Genomic DNA, 20,185 nt, shown 5'->3' on the forward strand with positions numbered 1-20,185 from the left:
TTCCCCTCGGGAGGAATGAAAAGTGAGGATCAAGCGCACCAACCCCCGCAGCGGCAGCACCGCCAGACGCACCCGGATCACGGCCGTCTCCGCGGGCCTCGTAGCCGTCGCCGCTCTCGCCGTCCCGGCGGCCAACGCCGACCAGGCCGGAACATACGGCGCCGACCAGCTCAGCGCGGCCGGAGAGGCCGTGCTCGACGCCGACATCGCCGGCACCGCCTGGAACGTCGACCCGGCGACCGGACGGGTGGTCGTCACCGTCGACAGCACGGTCTCGCAGGCGGAGATCAACGAGATCAAGGAGTCCGCCGGCGCCAACGCGGGCGCCCTGCGCATCGAACGCACCCCAGGAAAGTTCAGCAAGCTGATCTCGGGCGGCGACGCCGTCTACGCCTCCAGCTGGCGCTGCTCCCTGGGCTTCAACGTCCGCAGCGGCAGCACCTACTACTTCCTGACGGCAGGACACTGCACCGACGGCGCCGGGACCTGGTGGTCCAACTCGGCCCACACCACCGTCCTCGGCACGACCACGGGATCGAGCTTCCCGACCAACGACTACGGCATCGTCCGCTACACCAACACCTCGGTCACCAAGTCCGGCACCGTCGGCAGCCAGGACATCACCAGCGCGGCCAACGCCACCGTCGGCATGTCCGTCACCCGGCGCGGCTCGACCACCGGCACCCACAGCGGCTCCGTCACCGGCCTCAACGCCACGGTCAACTACGGCGGTGGCGACATCGTCTACGGCATGATCCGCACCAATGTGTGCGCCGAACCCGGTGACTCCGGCGGGCCCCTCTACTCGGGCACCCGGGCGATCGGTCTCACCTCCGGCGGCAGCGGCAACTGCAGCTCCGGCGGGACGACCTTCTTCCAGCCGGTCACCGAAGCACTCAGCGCGTACGGCGTCAGCGTGTTCTGACCCGGCCGGACACCGCCGCACTCCCGTGAGCCCCCGCCGATCCCCGGCGGGGGCTCCCTTTCGGCCCGTGGCTCTTGAGAGGATGTGGGGACGGTCGGTCGCAGAGGTACCACGGGGGGCGGACGCTGTGCGGTCCGGAGGGATGCCTGCCGGGAGCCCCCGCAGACACCAGGGGGGTTCCAGGTCCGTGAAACGCATCGGAGTGACCGGTCACCGTTCCATCCCCCAGGAGGCCCAGGAGCATGTGCTGGAGGGGCTGAGGGCGGCACTGTGCGGACACGAGGGCTCCCTGGAGGCGCTCTCCAGCCTGGCGGTCGGGGCGGACCAGCTCTTCGCCGACCTCGCGCTGGCCCAGGGCGCGGAGCTGACCGTGGTCATCCCCAGCGGGGACTACGAGGACGGCTTCGCCGACGAGGCGGACCTCGCGCGCTACCGGACGCTCAAGGCACGGGCCGCCCGCGAGATCCGGCTGGACTTCCCGCACTCCACCGACGAGGCCTACTACGCGGCGGGCGCCTGGATCGCCGACCACTGCGACCGGCTGATCGCGGTCTGGGACGGCATGCCCGCACGGGGCCTCGGAGGCACCGGCGACATCGTGACCTACGCCCGCAGCCTCGGCCGGCCGGTCACCGTCGTCTGGCGCGACGGCGTGGAGCGCGGCTGAGCCCCCGCGCACTCACATGCGGTGCCTGACCAGCCAGTCCGTGTGCTCGGGCGAGACGATCCGCTCGGTCTCGAAGACGGCGGCCGCCCACTGCCGTTCGGTGAGGGTGGTCTCCATCGCGGCCTGCATGTTCTCCAGGTCGTCCTCGACCAGGGAGTGCGCGGTCACCAGAGGATGGTGCCGGCGCATCTCGTTCCAGGCGAGACAGGCGGCGGCAGCGGCGGAGAACGTCCCGGTGAGCGCGAACGACCCGGCGCCGCCGAAGGTCTGCAGCACGGCGAGGACCAGCGCCGGGAGCGTCAGCGCGGCGATGGTGCTGGACCACACGAGCGCACCGCGCCGCGACACCAGCCTGCGCCTGCGGTACCAGCGCCGCTGCTCGATCAGCCGGTCCCGGACGTACGTCTCCTTGCGTACGGTGAACGCCTTCTCCCGCAACTCCCGCATGGACGCGGTGATGAGACCGCCGCCGGAGTCCGCCATCTCCTCCCTCGGGTCGTCCCATCCCACCTTCCGTAACTCCTGGAGCCCCTCCTCGAGCCGGCTGGCGAACACCGCCTCGGGGTGCTGGACGGAGGAGTCGAAGGGGGAGCCGTGGACCGCGTAGCGCCAGCAGTTGGACTTGATGAACTCCGCTGCGGAGCGGTTGAGTTGCCAGTGCGACTTTGCTTTGCGCCGGGAGCCGAGGTAGGTCGTGATCAGGACACCGAGGTACGCCAACACCGCGATACCATTGAGGAGTTGGATACCGGAACCGGTCTCGGCGCGCCACGGCAGGGCGGCGGGCACGGTGCCCAGGACGAGCAGGACCAGCTGGCCGCGGGTGGTGTTGACCGCCTCGCGCTGGCGTGCGACGGCCACGGCGTCGGTGTGGTGGAAGAGTGCGGGCAGATCAGCGCTCCTGAAGACCATGCTCTGCAGCGGTCCTGGAATCGCCGTCATGATCACCCCTGTATTCGATGTAGTGGTCGCCCCGGGCGGTGCCTGAATGGGTTATGGCCCATTTGGAGTAGTCCCGTAAATCACTCGGGTTACGGCTGTACGCGTCGAGTTGCACACCGGGGCCATGAGAGTAAAGTCGTGCCGCCGGACACTGCAATGGTGCAGGTGCCGGTGCTGTTTTCCGTGTCCGGAACGAGCCCATCAAGGACGGCCGTGAAGACCTACGAATCCACCCCGAGCTTCGCTGTCGCGAAGCGTCGTGTGCCACTCGCGAAGATCGACGCATCAGGCAGTGCAGCAGCTGAGAAGATGGGCCGGGTGCTCGCGACGGCAGGCGGCCGTCCGACACAGATCTCGACATTCAACTCCTCGCTGTAGGAACAGCAGGGCCGCCGCTGCCGTAAAACCGTAAGAATTCCACCCGTTCGGCCGATCGGCTACTGTGGCCCGTCGTCCGGATTCACGGCGCGGCTGGACTAGAGTGGTGGAATGACAGGCCCCGCGGTCCCGTTCCGCGAAATCGTTCTGAAGGTTCACAGCAGGTGTGACCTAGCCTGCGATCATTGCTATGTCTACGAACATGCTGATCAGAGCTGGAGAACCCGGCCGAAGACTGTTTCTGATCACGTCATCTCCAGAACGGCGCAGCGCCTCGCTGAGCACGCGAAGACACACGCACTGCCCTCCGTGTCAGTGATCCTGCACGGAGGGGAGCCTCTGCTCGCCGGCCCCGCCCGACTGCGGCGCGTCTGTGAGGAGTTCGGGTCGGCCCTGGCGGGCGTCTCCGAGCTGGACCTCAGGATCCACACCAACGGCCTTCAGCTCAGCCCCCGTTATCTGGACCTCTTCGACGAGTTCGACGTCAAGGTGGGCATCTCCCTCGACGGCGACCGTACGGCCAACGACCGGCACCGGCGATTCGCCGACGGACGCAGCAGCCACCCCCTCGTGCTGAAGGCGGTCGAGCTCCTCCGCCAGGACCGCTACCGCCATCTCAACCTCGGGCTCCTGTGCACCGTCGACATCGAGAACGACCCGCACGCGGTGCTGGACGCCCTGGTGGCACTCGATCCTCCGCTCATCGACTTCCTCCTTCCGCACGCCACATGGGACGAGCCGCCGCCCCGCCCGGACGGATCGCCCACGGCCTACGCCGAGTGGCTCCTCGCGGTCTTCGACCGCTGGCAGGAGGAGGGGCGCCCGGTGCCGGTGCGCCTGTTCTCCTCGGTGCTCTCCACGCTGAGCGGCGGCCCCAGTCTCACCGAGTCCCTGGGGCTCGCCCCCACGGACCTGGTGGTCGTCGAGACGGACGGTCAGCTGGAACAGGTCGACTCCCTCAAGAGCGCCTACGAGGGCGCCGCGGCCACCGGGTTCGACGTGTTCTCGCACTCCTTCGACGACGTCGCCGCCCACCCCGGGGTCCGGGCGCGGCAGCTCGGCCTGGCAGGCGTCAGCGAGACGTGCCGCCGGTGCCCCGTCGTACGCTCCTGCGGCGGCGGGCTCTACACCCACCGGTACAGCTCGGCGAACGACTTCGACAACCCGTCGGTCTACTGCGCCGACCTGGAGGCCCTGGTGCGGGGCGTCCAGGCGCGCACGAGCGCGGCCGCGGTGTCCCCGGCCCTGGCCGACCGGAGTGAACTGGCCGCCGAGCAGCACGACCTGACCCGCACGCTCCTCGCCGGCCTCCACGAGGCGCTGGACGGCCGTGGCGGCGCCCGGTGGGACGAGGCCTGGGGGCTCGCGGGCGTCCTGGAGTCCTCCGGCGAGGGCGCCGCGGCACTCGACCGCGTCATGGCGCACCCCTATACGCGCACCTGGCTGCTGGACGTCCTGGAAGGACTGCACGCCGAGCGGCCCGAAGCCGTCGGCCAGGCGCTGCGGCTGCCGGCGTACGTCGCGGCTGCCGCGGTCCGGTCCGGGCTCGGCCTGGAGGTGCCCTGTGACTACCGGGACGGCAGGCTCTTCCTCCCCACCCTCGGCGAGCTGCGGGTCGCCGGGCCGGGCGGGACGGGACGGGTCCTCGTACGAGCACTCGGTGAGGGATTCGCGGTCCGGCGTGAGAGCGGCGGTGAACGGACCGTCGTGAGCGGGACGGAGGGGCCCGCCTGGCTCCCGGTGCGGCACTTCGCCGCCGGTGGCGCCCCCCGGCTCGCCCTCGACGACCTGGATCCGTACAGGGACTGCTTCGACGCACCTGCCGCGCCCCGCCTGAGCCCGGCGGACGCGGAGGCCTGGGCCGAAGGCGTCGGCCGGGCGTGGGAGCTGCTGGAACGGGCCGCGCCGCGCCAGGCGGCGGACGCCGCGGAGAGCCTGACCACGCTGACCCCGCTCGTCGCCGGCCGCAACACGAAGCGGCCGCACGGCCACGGGACCGTGGGACTCGTATGGGCCGAGGACACCGGGGAGCTCGCCCTCGCGCTGCTGCGGGGTCTGCGCCGGGCCGGGCTGCGGGCGCTCCTGGACGTCACGGATCTCTACGCCCTGGACGGAGCCTGGGAATACCGGCTGCCCTGGGAGCGGAATGCGAAGGTCCCCTTTTCCGCACTCCTGGCCGGCACGTACGAACGCGTGGGACTCTCTCTCCTCGTTCCCGGATTCATGGACGGAGTGCAGGAGGCTCTCGACATGATGGACGCGGCGGCCGAACCCACTGTCGGAGGAATGCGGCTGCTGGGGTCGCTCCGTGACGAGGTGAGAGGTGTACATGGGACAAGTGGGATGAACATCCTCATGAATGCCGTCGGCCAAGAACGTGTTCGATGATTCCTGGGTATGGATGACTGAAAAGCGGCGTTGATTGACCGAACGCCGTGGGGGTGGAGCACAGTCCGCTCCGGAATGATGAATTCGCTCGCACCCTCTCCACAGTCCTGGGATGCGGGTGCTCACACAGGACGGGGGTCGTGTGCACGCATGACGCAACAGCGAGCAGACCATCGGCCGTACTTTTTTCTGAGCTACGCGCATACACCGGGGTACGGCGGTGGATCGGACCCAGACATGTGGGTCGAACGGCTTTTCCAAGATCTCTGCGGTCATGTGATGGCCATGACCAATCTTCCCGCGGGATCCCCGGCCGGATTCATGGACCGGGAGATACGCTCCGGCGAGGGCTGGTCCGAACGGCTGGGCAACGTCCTGGCCAACTGCCGGGTCTTCGTCCCGCTCTTCTCGCCGCGCTACTTCGCCAGCGAGATGTGCGGCAAGGAGTGGTACGCCTTCGAGCAGCGCGCCATCCACCACCGGGCCCGGTCGAACCAGCCCGCGGAGGCGATCGTGCCCGCGCTCTGGGTGCCGGTGCAGCCGAGCCAACTGCCGGGCCCCGCCGAGCGGTTACAGTTCAATCACCGTGACTTCGGGGACCGGTACGTCAGCGACGGGCTCTACGGGCTGATCAAACTCACGCTGTTCGCCCAGGATTACGAGCAGGCCGTCTACCAGCTGGCCAAACGCATCGTCCACGTCGCCGACAGCGTGCAGATCGGCTCGGGCAGACCCCTCGACTTCCGCCTCGTCCCCAGCGCCTTCGGTGCGCCGGGCAGCGGTGCGGGCGCCCCGAGGCCCATGCGGATCACCATCGCCGCCCCCACCCGCCACGACCTGCCGGAGGGCCGGAACCCGGAGTACTACGGCGACAATCCGCAGGAGTGGAACCCCTACCATCCGGCCGCCGCCAGACCGCTGGCCTACGTCGCCGAAGAGCTCGTGCGCTCCCTCAACTACCAGGCCGTCATCACGTCGTTCGACGAGGAACCCGGGCAACGGGAGGGCAAGCAGCCGCCGAGCACCCCCGAGATCCTCCTGGTGGACCGCTGGGCCCTGCGGGACGAGGACCTGAGACGCCGGCTCGCCGCCTTCGACCGGGAGAACCGGCCCTGGGTGACCATGGTCGTCCCGTGGTGCAGGGAGGACCATCAGAGCAGGGCGGCCGAAGCCGAACTGACCGAGAAACTCGAGCAGACGATGCCGGTCAAGATGCGGCAGGGGCGGGCCTTCTGCCGTGTCGCGGCCAAGGGGGTACCCAGTATGGAAGCGTTCGGCCAGATCCTGCCCCAAGTGGTCGAGGTGGCTGCCCAGCAGTATCTGAGGCACGCCACGGTCTATCCACCGGCCGGTGGGCGGCACAGCGAGCGGACGCGGCTGATGGGGCCCATGGGCAACACCCAGTTCATACCCGACATGCACGACCCTGCGACGGATGCGGAGGACGTATGACGGCCGGTCGTGACGGGCGCATCGTCACTTTCTACTCGTACAAGGGCGGTACGGGGCGCACCATGGCCCTGGCCAACACCGCCTGGATCCTGGCCGCCAACGGCAAGCGGGTGCTGGCGGTCGACTGGGACCTGGAGGCACCGGGGCTCCACCGGTTCTTCCACCCCTTCCTCGATCCCTCGACGCTCGGGGCCACCACCGGCGTGATCGACCTGATCACCGAATACGCCTGGGCCGCGACCAACCCCGCCCAGCGGGCCGACGACTGGCACCGCGACTACGCCCGTATCCAGCCGCACGCCGTCTCGCTCACCCCCGAGGCGCTGGGCTGGGAGTTCCCGAGGGGCGGCACCCTCGACTTCGTCTCCGCCGGACGGCAGAACCGCGAGTACTCCGCGACCGTCTCCACCTTCGACTGGGACAACTTCTACGACCGGCTCGGCGGCGGCCACTTCTTCGACGCCCTGCGGGACGACATGAAGGCCAACTACGACTACGTCCTCATCGACAGCCGTACGGGTCTCAGCGACATCGCCGACATCTGCACCGTCCACCTCCCGGACGTGCTCGTCGACTGCTTCACCCTCAGCGACCAGTCCATCGACGGTGCGGCCTCCGTCGCCCGGCAGATCGCCGAGCGCTACACCGGCCGACCCATCTCGATCTTCCCCGTCCCCATGCGGATCGACGAGGGCGAGAAGGAGAAGGCCGACGCGGGGCGGGCGCTGGCCCGGCTGAAGTTCGACCGGCTGCCCCGTGACCTCTCGGGCGACGAACTCACCGCCTACTGGGGCGCGGTGGAGATCCCGTACCGCCCCTACTACGCGTACGAGGAGACCCTCGCGACCTTCGGCGACGAGGCCGGGCTCAGCAACTCGCTCCTGTCCGCGTTCGAGCGTCTCACCGCGGTCGTCACCCAGCAGGAGATCACCTCGATGCCCCCGGTCGGTGAGGAGGTCCGGCTGCGCATCCGCGACGCGTTCACCCGCCGCAGGCCGGCCCTGCCCGCCGATCTCTTCCTCAGCTATGTGGCGGAGAACCGCATGTGGGCCGACTGGATCGAATCCGTCCTCACCCGGGCCGGGTTCCGGGTGGTCCCGCGCGACGTCTCCGCCGAGCCCGGCCCCATGGACGCGAACCACGCCGTCGAGACCGCGACCCGCACCGTCGTCCTGCTCTCCAGCGCCTACCTCAAGTCCCAGCGGGCCGTGGACCTCTGGGAGCGCGCCGTCTCCGAGGACCCCGGGGGCGGGCGGCGGCAGCTGCTGCCGCTCAGGGTCAGCGACGTCCGGCTCTCCGCGCCGTACATCGACCGCAACCCGGTCGACCTGTTCCGGCTGGACGAGGTGCACGCCACCACGGCCCTGATGCGCGCCCTGGACCGGCCGGTGCAGCTCGGCGACGGGATGTCGCCCGGCCCCCGCTTCCCCGGCACCGTGCCGAGGATCTGGAACGCGCCGCCCCGCAACCCCGGCTTCACCGGCCGTTCCCTGGTCCTGGAGCGGATGCGCGACCAGCTCGGCGGCGGCATGGCCGTCGTGCTGCCGCAGCCGCAGACCCTGTACGGCCTGGGTGGCGTCGGCAAGACACAGGTGGCCCTGGAGTACGTGCACCGCTTCATGGCCGACTACGACCTGGTGTGGTGGATATCGTCCGAGCAGATCGACGACGTCGTGGCCAGCCTCGCCGAACTCGCCGTACGGCTGGGTGCCCAGGGCGGGGACGACATGGCGGCCGCCTCGCAGGAGGCCGTGGACCTGCTGCGGCGGGGGGTGCCCTCGGAACGCTGGCTGCTGGTGTTCGACAACGCCGACGATCCGGAACGCCTCAGCCGGTACTTCCCGCAGGGCGGATCCGGTCACATCCTCGTCACGTCGAGGAACCAGTCCTGGTCGCAGCACGGTGACGCGCTGCCCGTCGACGTGTTCCTGCGGGAGGAGTCGATCGAGCACCTCCAGCGCCGTGCACCGGGGCTGAGCGACGAGGACGCCGCCCAGGTGGCCACCGCGGTCGGAGACCTGCCGCTGGCGGTGGAACAGGCGGCGGCGTGGATCGCGGAGACCGCGACCCCGATCGACACCTATCTGGAGCAGCTGGCCCAGCAGGCTCCGGAGGTCCTGGCCCTGAACCAGCCGGCCGGATATCCGCAGCCCGTCGCCGCCACCTGGAACATCTCCATCGAACGCCTCAAGGAGCGTTCACCCGCCGCGGTGCGCCTGCTCCAGCTCTGCGCGTTCTTCGCGCCCGAGCCGATCTCCGCGAACCTCCTCTACAGCAAGGAGATGATCGAGGCACTGAAGCCGTACGACGCCTCGCTCCAGGAGAAGCTGGTCCTGGGCCGGGTCATCCGGGAGATCGGCCGCTTCGCCCTGGCCAAGGTCGACCAGGTGTCGAACTCCATCCAGGTGCACCGTCTGGTGCAGGCGGTGATCAGGGCCCAGCTCAGCGAGGAGGAGCAGCGCGAGGCGAGGCATGTCGTCCACCGCATCCTGGCGGGCGCCCGGCCGGACGACGACGAGCCGATCGACAACCCCGAGACCTGGCCGCGCTTCGCCACGATCTGGCCGCACCTCGGCCCGTCCGACGCGCGCAACTGCAAGGATCCGGAGACCCGCAGGCTGCTCATCGACCGGGTGCGCTACCTGTGGAAGCGCGGAGACGTCCGGACGGCGGGCCGGCTCGGGGACGAACTCCGCGACACCTGGCGGGAGATGCTGGGCAACCAGGATCTCCAGTACCTCTACCTCTGCTTCCACCTCTCCAACATCCTGCGCACCCGCGGCCGGTACGTGGAGGCCAAGGAGCTCGACGAGGTCACCCTGGGCAGGCAGCGGGCGGTGCTGGGGCCGGAGCATCCGCACACGTACATGACCACCAGCAGCCTGGCGATCGACCTCGGGCTCCTCGGTGACTACGGCAAGGCGATCGAGCTGGCGACCGCGGCGCACGAGGGGTTCAGCCAGATCTTCCACGACAGGCATCCCCGGACGCTGGCCGCGGCGAACAACCTGGCACTGAACCTGCGGAGCGTCGGGCAGTACGCCCGCGCCAGGGAGATCGACCAGGACGTCTACGACCTGCGGTCCGAGGTCCTGGGCCCCGAGCACCCGTACAGCCTGTCCTCCGCGATCTCGCTGGCACGTGATCTGCGCGAGGTGGGGCGGTACGAGGACTCGGTCGGTCTGCTCAGCCGGACCTACGACGCGTACAAGGCCACCCTCGGCCGGACCTACCCCACCACGCTCAGCGCCGCCAAGAGTCTGGCGGTCTCGCTGCGCAGGGCGGGGCAGCTGGAGGACGCGCGGAGGCTGACGGTGGCGACCCGGGCGAGGTACCGGGCCAAGTACACCTCGGCCAACCCCGAGTCACTGGCCTGCGACCTCAACCTGGCGTCCGACCTGTTCGCCGCGGGGGAGGCGGTCGAGGCGAGGGACACCGCGCAGGAAGTGGTGGACCAGTACATGAACGTGCCGGGGGAGCACCATCCGTACACCCTGGCCGCGCAGAACAACCTGGGTGCCTACCTCTCGGGGGCGGGCGCCCCGCTGGAGGCGGAGAAGCTGCTGACGCGGGTGGTCGCCTCGATGCGCGAGGTGTTCGGCCGGGAGCACCCGAACACGCTGTTCTGCGTCATGAACCTGGCGAACGCGACGGCCGGACGGGGCGATCTCGAACTCGTCCTGGAGACGGAGCGGCGGGTCGCCGGCCAGCTCCGGGACGTTCTGGGGGCGCATCACCCGGAGACCCTGGCCATGACGTCGAACATCGCGGTCACGCTCGAAGCGATGGGGCGCAAGGACGAGGCGCTGAGCCTGCGGGCGGAGACGGGGGACGAACTGGCACGGCAGCTCGGCGACGAGCACCCGCTGACCCGGATAGCGCGGGACGAGCGGAGGTTCTGGCGCGAGCTGGAGCCGATGTCGGTGTGAGCCGGGGTGCCCCGGGCTCCGGACCTCCGGAGCCCGGGGCACCCTCCGGGGTCAGCAGACCGCCGCTTTCCCTGCTTCCCGTTCGTCCAGCAGCCAGTTGAGCACCTCGGGCAGCACGGACAGCGCGTCGAAGTGCGCCGCCGCCGGTTCCAGTACGGCGGTGGCGCCCGGGATCTGTTCGGCCAGCCACCGGGAGTGGCCCACAGGGGAGAACACGTCCTTCACGCCGTGCCACAGCATCACGGGACACCTGATGTCGGCGGGGTCGAACCCCCACGGCCTGCAGAACGCGAGCGCGTCGTCGATCCAGCCGTACGCCGATGTGCGCAGCCCCTCACGGAAGTTGGCGAGCAGCATCGTGCGGATCCCGGCGTCGTTGACCACGGTGCGGTCGGAGTCGGTCAGCTCCCGGCGCAGGTCGTCCAGGAGCCGCGCCGGGTTCTGCCGGATCTCCGCCGAGCGGCTGATGAAGGATTCCGCCAGTCCGTCCGGATCCGCCGCGGCCCGGGAGTACGCGAGCACGTTGGAAGCGGCCATCCCGTCGAACCAGTCGAGCCCTTCGGCGTCCGGGGGAGCCAGGCTGACCAGAGCGGCGCCACGGGTGACCCGGTCGGGCATCAGCGCGGCGCAGGCCAGAGCGTGCGGTGCGCCGCCGGAACGGCCGACCACGGCGAAGCGTTCCAGGCCGAGGGAGTCCGCGATCGCCCGTACGTCCTCGGCGACGTCCATCACCCGCCGCCCCGGCAGCCGGTCCGAGCCGCCGTACCCCGGGCGGTCGTAGGCGATCAGCTGCATGTTCCGCTGGTAGAGGACCATCCCGCGTGGGGCGGGCCCCAGCCGGCTTCCCGGCATGCCGTGCAGGAGGAACACCGGTCTGCCGCGGGGGTCCCCCTGTCGCTCGACCATCAGATGCCGTCCGTCGGCCACGCGCACCCGACTCCGCACGACGTCCCCTCCGCTCATCACCCCGCTCGGTCCGGACATCAACTGCCCGGTGTTCACTGCCAGTTCGATGATGACCTATCGGAGGCGATACCGGCACTCCCTGGCGGAACGAGCCGGTGGTGTTCGGGACGTTCGGGGGCATTCGGTGGTGTCCGGCTTCAGGAGTGCACTCCACAGCATCCGGACTCCAGGAGCCATTACAGGACAGGACTAGTCCTCACCCGCTGCAGACGGGTCATCGCCCCGGGTGTTCGCGAACGGAACCGACGTGGTGCGACGCCCGGGTTGTGAACACGGCGCGGGTGAACCGTCGTCGTCGTGTGCGCGTCCAGAAGTCGACCTTGTGTGCTATCGGCCGCATCGGAATAGTGGGCGCCCCATCCTCCGTGCTCCGGACACCCCACTTGTCCGTGCACGGCCCCACAGGAGGTCGAAGTTGAAGCACCGACGCATACCCAGGAAGCGTGTGGCCCTGGCCGGATCGGCCGTCCTCGCCCTGGTCGCGGCAGGAGTCACGTTCCAGACCGCGAACGCGAGTGACGACGTGCCCGAGTTCACCGCGAAGACCCTCAGCGCCCATTCGGCCGGAAGTCTCGCCACCACCCTGGACAAGGCCCTTGGCGGTGACAAGGCGGGCTCGTACTACGACGCCGAGGCCAAGAACCTCGTCGTCAACGTCATCGACGAGGCGGCGGCCGAGCAGGTCCGCCAGGCGGGCGGCAAGGCCAGACTCGTACAGCACACGCTCGCCGAGCTGACGAACGCGCGGCAGACCCTCACCGACAAGGCCACCATCCCCGGCACCTCGTGGGCGGTCGACCCGGTGAGCAACAAGGTGGTCGTCACGGCCGACCGTACGGTCGACGGCGCGGCCTGGGACAAGCTCAGCAAGGTGGTCGACGGGCTCGGCACCAAGGCCGAACTCAAGAAGTCCGCAGGGGAGTTCAAGCCGCTCATCGCGGGCGGCGACGCCATCTGGGGCGACGGCGGGCGCTGCTCGCTCGGCTTCAACGTGGTCAAGGGCGGCGAGCCGTACTTCCTGACCGCCGGCCACTGCACCGAGGGGATCACCAGCTGGTCCGACTCGCAGGGCGGCGCGGAGATCGGAGCCAACGAGGGCTCCAGCTTCCCGGACAACGACTACGGCCTGGTCAAGTACACCTCCGACGTCGAGCACCCCAGCGAGGTGGACCTCTACGACGGCTCCACCCAGGCGATCACCCAGGCGGGCGACGCGACCGTCGGCCAGACGGTGACCCGCAGCGGCTCCACCACCCAGGTCCACGACGGTGAGGTCACCGCGCTGGACGCCACGGTCAACTACGGCAATGGCGACATCGTCAACGGCCTCATCCAGACCACGGTCTGCGCCGAGCCCGGCGACAGCGGCGGCTCGCTCTTCGCGGGCGACACCGCGCTCGGTCTCACCTCGGGCGGCAGCGGTGACTGCTCCGCCGGCGGGGAGACGTTCTTCCAGCCGGTGCCCGAGGCGCTGGCTGCGTTCGGCGCCGAGATCGGCTGACCTCCGGCCCTTCTCCGGTTCCGGTGGACCGGCGAGCCCGCCCTCTCGTACGAGGGGGCGGGCTCTCCCGCTCGCAGGCGGCGTTTCAGTCCGGGTGGCCCGCGTCCTCGATGTGGGCCGGCCCTCGCGTGCCCCTGCGGGTCCTCCTGTGAACGAGGCCTGAGGCCGCTGCAACGGCGGCCTCAGGCCCCTGCCTCACGCAGTGAGCGAGAGGTTGCCCGCCTTGGCCGGGGCGACGCCGAAGATGTCCACGGCGTGGTAGTACGTCCACGCCGTGGCGTTGCACGAGGTCAGCGTGGCGCCGGAATAGGCGGCGCACACGCGCTTGAGGTCCGAGTAGAACGCAGAGTCGATGCGGGACTTGTTCGCGGTGAACGTGCCGGCGGCCTTGTAGTTGCGGTAGCCGAAGTCGTGGCGGGCGCAGGCCGTCTGGAAGGGGAAGCCGAACGGGTTGTCGGGCGAGGTGCTGCAGTAGTCCGTCGACCAGTTGAAGCCGTACGCGGCCCAGGCGCCCTGGTTGTTGCGGGCGGCGTTCCACGCGTTGTAGCTCGAGGCGCTCGTCTGGGTCCAGGAGCTGAGGACCTGGGGTTTGTCCGCGGGGGCGGCCGAAGCGGATGCGGCGGGTATCAGGGCGAGCGGGAGTGACATCGCGACTGCGGCGAGCGGGATGGTGAATCGGCGACGCATGAGCAACCTCCGGTGTGTGAAAGGGGGTTGGGCCGTCCGTGCTCCCCGCGGGTTACGCGAGGCCGCTCCAGAATGACGTCATGCACCTGCCATGCCTAGCTGCTTCGCCTGTTCGTCGCCAGAAATTCGGCTTTCCCCCGGCCGGGGGCGGCCGGCCGTGTCGCCCCGTTCCCGGCCCGTCCTCCAGCTCTCCCGGCCTTCGTGGCTGGGACGGCTACGACGAGGACGTGGCGGCACAGCTGTGGGCGCTGCCGGGCGCCGACGCGCACCGGGCGAAGTTCGCGTCCGCGCTTAGGCTCCCGCGCGGACCGGGAGGCGTGGGTCCCGCCGACGGGTGCGGAGAGCGTGCTGCTCGTCTCCCTGGGATCGGCGTACACGAGGCGTCGCCCGCCGCATCGGCACGGCGGACGCCACCGCCGGGGCGCTGCGCGCCGCGCTCACCGAACTCGTCGCCGACCCCGAGGTCGCCCGGCGCTCGGCGCGGCTCCGCGCCGAGGGCGGCGCGGTGCGGGCGGCCGGTCCGGTCGAGGGGGTGCCGGGCTGACCCCCGGGCTCAGGTGAGGGTCGAGCCGTTCCCGGGGGAGGCCGCCGTTCCCCCGGCCCCGGCGGCCTGCCGGTCCCGGCGGCGCATCGACAGGAGCAGGGTCAGGACCGTGCCGGCGACCGCCCAGGCGGAGAGCACCAGCAGGGGGCCGGTGACCGCGTTGCCCCTGAAGTACGCGATCGAGCGGGCCACCCAGGTGCCCGCTCCCGGCGGCAGGGCGGGGCCGATCGCCCGCCAGAAGTCCGGCAGCATCGGCAGCGGGAAGGCGCCGCCGGCGCTCGGGTTGCCCGCGATCACGATGAGCAGGACGGCCAGGCCGATGCCGACGATGCCGGTGAGCGCCTCCAGGGCGAGCGTGATCATGCCGACCGCGAAGACGGTCAGGGCGCCCAGCCCGGCCAGGGCCCAGACGCTGCCAGGGAGCGCGCCGAGGACGGGACCGATGATGACCGCGCCGCCGATGCCGCCCGCGATCGAGTACAGCGCCATGACCGCGGTGCGGATCACCGCGCGCTGCCGGTTGGCCGGCTTGGTGCCCGCGCTGATCGCCAGGATCGACGCGCAGAGGTAACCGCCCACGCACCAGCCCACGACCAGGTAGAACGACGAGAGGCCGTCGAAGTCGTCCGGGGAGGCGGGTGCCACGTCCACGGTCCGTACGGTGCGCTGCCGGGGCCCCTCCGCCTCCTTGATGATCTTGGTGAGCGAGGTGGCCAGCACGGTGCCGCCCCCGGACGCCACGAGCACGGTGTCCGTCGCCCCGGTGGGGCTGACGATCAGGGCGCCGTCGATCTCGCGGTTCTGGATCTGCCGGCGGGCCTCGGCCTCGCCGGAGACCGCGCGCGGGTCGAGCGGGCCGCCCGGCAGATCACTCAGCTGGGTGACGAGCCGCCCGGACACCTGCTGCGGGGCGACGACCCCGAAGGCGACATCCGTCGGGTCGGGCCTGTGCAGCGCGCCGACGTACGAGGCGATGAACAGCAGCTGCAGTGCCAGGACGCCGACAACCAGTAGCGCGGCCCGTGTGGTGACGGCGCTCTTCACCTCGTCAGCGAAAGTCATGCCCCCACGGTCCGGGCAGTCCGGCGTTCGCGCAGGTGGGGCCGGGCCGAATGGCGGAGAGGTGGCCCCGCACCCGGTTATCGTACGAACGTTCGAAACTTGGTCTATGGTGGAGAGCGAGGGGGTGGTGAGTACGGATCGGTCCAGGAGGTGCGGATGCCCGGGTTCACGCATCTGCATACCGTTTCCGGGTTCTCCCTGCGGTACGGGGCGTCGCACCCGGAGCGGCTGGCCGAGCGTGCCGTCGAGCGGGGGATGGACGCCCTCGCGCTGACCGACCGCGACAGTCTCGCGGGCGCGGTCCGCTTCGCCAGGGCCTGCGAGAAGGCCGGGATACGTCCGCTCTTCGGGGCGGAGCTCGCGGTGGCGCGGCAGGTCGGTGAGGCGGGCCGTACGCACAGACCGCGCACACCGGTCCGCGGAGGTGCCTTTGTCGATGAATCCGCACCCCGGGTCACCTTCCTCGCCCGGGACGGCGCCCTCGGCTGGGCCGAGCTGTGCCGGCTGGTCACCGCCGCCCACGCCCCCGGTGCCGAGGGCCGCCCGGACGCCGGGCAGCCCCTGGTCGGCCGGGACGCGCTGCCCGCCGAAGGGCTCACCGTGCTGCTCGGCCCCGCCTCCGAGGTGGGCGCCGCGCTGGCCGCGGGCCGGCCCGACCGTGCCGCCGCGCTGCTCGCCCCCTGGCGGGAGATCTACGGCGACGCCCTGCGCCTCGAAGCCGTTCACCACGGCCGCGAGGGCACCGGCCCGGGATCGCTCCGGCTCGCCGCCCGTACCGTCGGTTTCGCCGCCGAGCAGGGGGTCCGGGCCGTCCTGACCAACGCCGTCCGGTACGTCGACCCCGGGCAGGGCCCCGTCGCCGACGTACTCGACTCGGCCCGCCGGCTCGTCCCCGTCGACCCGCGCCGTTCCCCCCTCGACAGCGGGGAGCGCTGGCTCAAGGACGCCGGCGCGATGCGGGAGACCGCCGAGCGGATCGCCTCCGCCGCGGGGCTCGGGCGGGACGCGGGGCAGCGGCTGCTCGCGGAGACCCGGCACACCGCCGACGCCTGCCTCGTCGACCCGGCGGACGACCTGGGGCTCGGCAGCGTCCACTTCCCCGAACCGCACCTCGTCGGTGCCGGCCGGCGCACCGCCCAGCGGGTGCTGGCCTCCCGCGCCGCCGCCGGCATGGTGCGGCACGGCTACGACCGCAGGCGCGACTACTGGGACCGGATGCACCACGAGCTGGACATCATCGCCCACCACGGTTTCGCCTCCTACTTCCTGACGGTCTCCCAGGTCGTCGACGACGTGAAGGGGATGGGCATACGGGTCGCCGCACGCGGCTCCGGGGCCGGTTCCCTGGTCAACCACCTGCTCGGGATCGCCCACGCCGACCCGGTCGAACACGGGCTGCTCATGGAGCGTTTCCTGTCCAAGCGGCGCTTCGTGCTGCCCGACATCGACATCGACGTCGAGTCGGCCCGCCGCCTGGACGTCTACCGCGCGATCATCGGACGCTTCGGCGCCGAGCGGGTCGCGACCGTCTCCATGCCCGAGACCTACCGGGTGCGCCACGCCATCCGCGACGTCGGCGCCGCGCTCTCCATGGACCCGGCCGAGACCGACCGGCTCGCCAAGGCCTTCCCGCACATCCGGGCCAGGGACGCCCGTGCCGCGATGGAGGAACTGCCCGAGCTGCGGGCCGTGGCCGGGCGGAAAGAGCGGTACGGGCGGCTCTGGGAACTGGTGGAGTCGCTGGACGCGCTGCCGCGCGGCATCGCCATGCACCCGTGCGGGGTGCTCCTCTCGGACGACTCGCTGCTGCGGCGTACACCGGTCATGCCCACCAGCGGTGAGGGCTTCCCCATGTCCCAGTTCGACAAGGACGACGTGGAGCACCTCGGGCTGCTCAAGCTCGATGTGCTCGGCGTGCGGATGCAGTCGGCGATGGCCCACGCGGTGACCGAGGTGAAGCGGGCCTCGGGGCGGGAGGTCGACCTGGACGCCGTACCGCAGGGCGACCCGGAGACGTACCGGCTGATCAAGAGCGCCGAGACGCTCGGCTGCTTCCAGATCGAGTCACCGGGCCAGCGCGACCTGGTCGGCCGGCTCCAGCCCGCCACCTTCCACGACCTGGTCGTCGACATCTCGCTGTTCCGGCCGGGCCCGGTCGCCGCCGACATGGTGCGGCCGTTCATCGAGGCCAGGCACGGCCGCGCGCCCGTGCGCTACCCCCATCCCGACCTGGAAGGGGCGCTGCGCGACACCTACGGGGTGGTCGTCTTCCACGAGCAGATCATCGAGATGGTGAACATCATGACCGGCTGCGGACGCGGCGAGGCCGACCGGGTGCGGCGCGGGCTCTCCGACCCCGAGTCGCAGGCCCGGATCAGGGTCTGGTTCGCACAGCGGGCGGCGCGGAGGAAGTACGGCGCCGAGGTGATCGCCCGCGCCTGGGAGATCATCGAGGCGTTCGGGAGCTACGGCTTCTGCAAGGCGCACGCGGTCGCCTTCGCCGTGCCGACGTACCAGTCGGCCTGGCTCAAGGCGCACCACCCGGCGGCCTTCTACGCCGGGCTGCTCACGCACGACCCGGGGATGTACCCGAAGCGGCTGCTGCTCGCGGACGCGCGGCGGCGCGGGGTGCCGGTGCTTCCGCTGGACGTGAACCGGTCGGCGGCCGTCCATAGGATCGAACTGGTGTCTGGCGACAACGGTGATAAATGGGGATTGCGGCTGGCCCTCTCGGACGTCCACGGCATCAGCGAGGCCGAGGTCGCCCGGATCGAGGCCGGGCAGCCCTACACCTCGCTGCTGGATTTCTGGCAGCGGGCCAGGCCCGGGAAGCCGGCGGCCGAACGGCTGGCCCAGGTCGGCGCGCTGGACGCCTTCGGCGCCAACCGCCGGGACCTGCTGCTGCATCTGTCCGAGCTGCACCGCGCCCAGCGGAGCTCCGGTTCCGGCGCGGCGGGCGCCCAGCTCCCGCTCGGCGGCGGGCACAGGACCGGCACCGTCGGATTGCCCGACCTCAACGACGCCGAACGCCTCAGCGCGGAGCTCGGCGTCCTCAGCATGGACGTGTCGCGCCATCTGATGGGCGATCACCACGCCTTCCTGAAGGAGCTCGGCGCGGTCTCCGCCCAGCGGCTGCGGGAGGCGGGGCACGGGGAGACCGTGCTGGTCGCGGGGGCCAAGGTGGCCACCCAGACCCCGCCGGTCCGCTCCGGGCGCCGGGTCATCTTCACCACCCTGGACGACGGGACGGGCCTGGTCGACCTCGCCTTCTTCGACGACAGCCACGCCGCCTGCGCGCACACCGTCTTCCACTCCTGGCTGCTGCTCGTGCGCGGGGTGGTCCAGCGGCGCGGCGCGCGCAGCATGAGCGTGGTCGGCTCGGCCGCCTGGAACCTGGCGGAGCTGGCCGAACTCCGCCGCACCGGCGGCCTCGACGCGGTCGCGGCACGGCTGGCGGAGGAGCCCGCCTCCGGCGAGGAGGAGGCACCCGACGACGGCCGCCGCATCCAGCTGCCGACCGGCTACGAGATGAACCCCTGGTCCGATCTCCAGCCGGCCGGTGAAGGGACGCCCACCGGGAGGAAGCTGTGGCACCGGAGCCAGGGGAGCGCGGGATGAACGACCAGCCGGCCGTCCTGTGCCTGCGGTTCCGCCGGATCGGCGGCGGACTGCCGGACAGCGCGGGTTACGAGGGACTGCTCGCCCTCCTCGGGGCGTTCACCCCGGTCGTCGAGGCGGCCCCGCCCGGCGCCGCGCTCGCCGATGTCAGCGGCGCGCTGCGCTACTTCGGGCAGGACGCGGCGGGTCTGGCCTCCGTGATCCGGGTGCGCGCCCTCGCCCTGCACGGCGTGGACTGCGCGATCGGCGCGGCCTCCAACCCCATGCTGGCCAGGATGGCCGCACGGCAGGCGACGCCCGGCACGACCTTCGTGGTGCCCCCAGGTGAGCACGCCGGCTTCCTCGCGTCCAAGCCCGCCGCCGCGCTGGACGGCGTCGGGACGGCGACCGCGCGCACCCTGTGCGGATACGGGCTCGACTCCGTCGGCCGGATAGCCGCCGCGCCGCTCGCCACCCTGCAGCGGATCACCGGCGTACGGACCGGGCGCGAGCTGTGGGAGCGGGCCAACGGCATCGACCGTACGCGGGTCGTGCCGAACGCCGCCGCACGGTCGATCGCCGCCGAACGCTCCTTCCCCCGCGACGAACTGGACCCGGAGCAGCACCGCCGCGCGCTCCTCTCGCTCACCGAGGAGCTGGGGGCCAGGCTGCGCGGCGACGGCCAGGTGTGCCGCTCGCTCGCGGTCTCCGTGCGCTACGCCGACCGGACCGGTTACGCGACGCTGACCCGCAGCCGTACGCTCCCGGAGCCCACCGCCCACTCGGCGGCGCTCACCTCGCTCGCCTACCGGATCCAGGACTCGTTCGCCCTGCAGCGGGCGCGGGTGCGGGGGATCGGGCTGCGGGCGGAGGGGCTGCACGACGCGGAACGCGCCGCCCACCAGCTCACCTTCGACCCGGTGGACGAACGGGCGCGGCGGATCGAGGCCGTGTCCGACAGGCTGCGGGCCAGGTTCGGCCCGGGGGCCGTGAAGCCGGGGCGGCTCGCGGCCTGACCCGGGGCGCCGGAATCTTTTTACCGACGCGTAACTTCCCCCCTGACTTTACCCGTGCGTAACTTGGCATGAGCACGTTGAAAAACCGTCATTCGCTGTGGTCCGGACCGCAGGGCGCACCGACATCGCAA

At 71.1% G+C, this 20,185-nt stretch carries 13 protein-coding genes and 1 pseudogene; 10 read left to right on the plus strand and 4 right to left on the minus strand.

The features are described from left to right. Positions 1-22 precede the first annotated feature (22 nt). Together ACIP63_RS36115 and ACIP63_RS36120 are read left to right on the plus strand one after the other, a co-directional pair. A complete protein-coding gene (locus ACIP63_RS36115; protein ID WP_401524664.1) occupies positions 23-925 on the plus strand; it encodes a S1 family peptidase in 903 nt (300 codons plus the stop codon). A 187-nt stretch (positions 926-1,112) separates the two neighbouring features. After that, positions 1,113-1,592, plus strand: a complete 480-nt coding sequence (locus ACIP63_RS36120; RefSeq protein WP_401524667.1) for a hypothetical protein — start codon at positions 1,113-1,115, stop codon at positions 1,590-1,592. A 12-nt stretch (positions 1,593-1,604) separates the two neighbouring features. Here ACIP63_RS36120 and ACIP63_RS36125 read toward each other — a convergent pair whose 3' ends face one another. After that, entirely contained in the window at positions 1,605-2,534 is a 930-nt protein-coding gene (locus ACIP63_RS36125) for a DUF4231 domain-containing protein (RefSeq protein ID WP_401524670.1), read from the minus strand. Positions 2,535-2,672: 138 nt separating this feature from the next. On the opposite strand from ACIP63_RS36125, the gene fxsA reads away from it, so the two are divergent. The 4 genes from fxsA (at position 2,673) to fxsT (ending at position 10,681) form a co-directional block, all read left to right on the plus strand. After that, positions 2,673-2,912, plus strand: coding sequence for an FxSxx-COOH cyclophane-containing RiPP peptide (gene fxsA, locus ACIP63_RS36130; RefSeq protein ID WP_401524672.1), 240 nt, complete (start codon positions 2,673-2,675; stop codon positions 2,910-2,912). Between the two features lie 111 nt (positions 2,913-3,023). Next, the gene (fxsBH, locus tag ACIP63_RS36135) at positions 3,024-5,300 is read left to right on the plus strand and encodes a radical SAM/SPASM protein FxsBH, inactivated beta-hydroxylase extension form (RefSeq protein WP_401524675.1); all 2,277 of its coding nucleotides are present in this window, start codon (positions 3,024-3,026) and stop codon (positions 5,298-5,300) included. Positions 5,301-5,450: 150 nt separating this feature from the next. Beyond that, the gene (gene fsxC / locus ACIP63_RS36140) at positions 5,451-6,752 is read left to right on the plus strand and encodes an FxsC protein (protein ID WP_401524677.1); all 1,302 of its coding nucleotides are present in this window, start codon (positions 5,451-5,453) and stop codon (positions 6,750-6,752) included. After that, the gene (gene fxsT, locus ACIP63_RS36145) at positions 6,749-10,681 is read left to right on the plus strand and encodes an FxSxx-COOH system tetratricopeptide repeat protein (RefSeq protein WP_401524680.1); all 3,933 of its coding nucleotides are present in this window, start codon (positions 6,749-6,751) and stop codon (positions 10,679-10,681) included. The genes fsxC and fxsT overlap by 4 nt, the downstream gene beginning before the upstream one ends. Before the next feature lie 51 nt (positions 10,682-10,732). Here the strand turns inward: fxsT and ACIP63_RS36150 are convergent, their stop codons facing one another. Then, positions 10,733-11,626: an alpha/beta fold hydrolase gene (locus ACIP63_RS36150; RefSeq protein ID WP_401524683.1), complete on the minus strand. Its 894-nt coding sequence runs from the start codon at positions 11,624-11,626 to the stop codon at positions 10,733-10,735. Positions 11,627-12,062: 436 nt separating this feature from the next. Here ACIP63_RS36150 and ACIP63_RS36155 point away from each other — a divergent pair, with 436 nt between their 5' ends. Further along, positions 12,063-13,148, plus strand: a complete 1,086-nt coding sequence (locus ACIP63_RS36155; protein WP_401524686.1) for a S1 family peptidase — start codon at positions 12,063-12,065, stop codon at positions 13,146-13,148. 195 nt (positions 13,149-13,343) lie between these two features. Here the strand turns inward: ACIP63_RS36155 and ACIP63_RS36160 are convergent, their stop codons facing one another. After that, the gene (locus ACIP63_RS36160; RefSeq protein WP_401524688.1) at positions 13,344-13,835 is read right to left on the minus strand and encodes a phospholipase; all 492 of its coding nucleotides are present in this window, start codon (positions 13,833-13,835) and stop codon (positions 13,344-13,346) included. A 379-nt stretch (positions 13,836-14,214) separates the two neighbouring features. Here ACIP63_RS36160 and ACIP63_RS36165 point away from each other — a divergent pair. After that, a pseudogene (locus ACIP63_RS36165) lies at positions 14,215-14,379 on the plus strand (glycosyl transferase); the annotation flags it as partial. 9 nt (positions 14,380-14,388) lie between these two features. Here the strand turns inward: ACIP63_RS36165 and ACIP63_RS36170 are convergent. Next, on the minus strand, positions 14,389-15,441 hold the full coding sequence (locus ACIP63_RS36170; protein WP_401524691.1) for a DUF3533 domain-containing protein: 1,053 nt from the start codon (positions 15,439-15,441) through the stop codon (positions 14,389-14,391). A gap of 156 nt (positions 15,442-15,597) precedes the next feature. Between ACIP63_RS36170 and ACIP63_RS36175 the strand changes: the two genes are divergently transcribed. Continuing rightward, positions 15,598-19,059, plus strand: coding sequence for a DNA polymerase III subunit alpha (locus ACIP63_RS36175; RefSeq protein ID WP_401524694.1), 3,462 nt, complete (start codon positions 15,598-15,600; stop codon positions 19,057-19,059). Then, complete coding sequence (locus ACIP63_RS36180; protein WP_401524696.1) at positions 19,056-20,054, plus strand: hypothetical protein; 999 nt, start codon at positions 19,056-19,058, stop codon at positions 20,052-20,054. Before ACIP63_RS36175 ends, ACIP63_RS36180 begins: the two co-directional genes overlap by 4 nt. The last annotated feature ends 131 nt before the right edge of the window (positions 20,055-20,185 follow it).

This window comes from Streptomyces sp. NPDC088746, assembly GCF_044751065.1.
Classification (GTDB): Bacteria; Actinomycetota; Actinomycetes; order Streptomycetales; family Streptomycetaceae; genus Streptomyces.

Bases quoted from the DNA above. Each gene is read 5' to 3' on its own strand.
- ACIP63_RS36180 (WP_401524696.1), top strand. From the start codon at position 19,056: ATGAACGACCAGCCGGCCGTCCTGTGCCTGCGGTTCCGCCGGATCGGC.
- ACIP63_RS36175 (WP_401524694.1), top strand. From the start codon at position 15,598: ATGCCCGGGTTCACGCATCTGCATACCGTTTCCGGGTTCTCCCTGCGG.
- ACIP63_RS36170 (WP_401524691.1), bottom strand. From the start codon at position 15,441: ATGACTTTCGCTGACGAGGTGAAGAGCGCCGTCACCACACGGGCCGCG.
- ACIP63_RS36125 (WP_401524670.1), bottom strand. From the start codon at position 2,534: ATGACGGCGATTCCAGGACCGCTGCAGAGCATGGTCTTCAGGAGCGCT.
- fxsT (WP_401524680.1), top strand. From the start codon at position 6,749: ATGACGGCCGGTCGTGACGGGCGCATCGTCACTTTCTACTCGTACAAG.
- fxsBH (WP_401524675.1), top strand. From the start codon at position 3,024: ATGACAGGCCCCGCGGTCCCGTTCCGCGAAATCGTTCTGAAGGTTCAC.
- ACIP63_RS36160 (WP_401524688.1), bottom strand. From the start codon at position 13,835: ATGCGTCGCCGATTCACCATCCCGCTCGCCGCAGTCGCGATGTCACTC.
- fsxC (WP_401524677.1), top strand. From the start codon at position 5,451: ATGACGCAACAGCGAGCAGACCATCGGCCGTACTTTTTTCTGAGCTAC.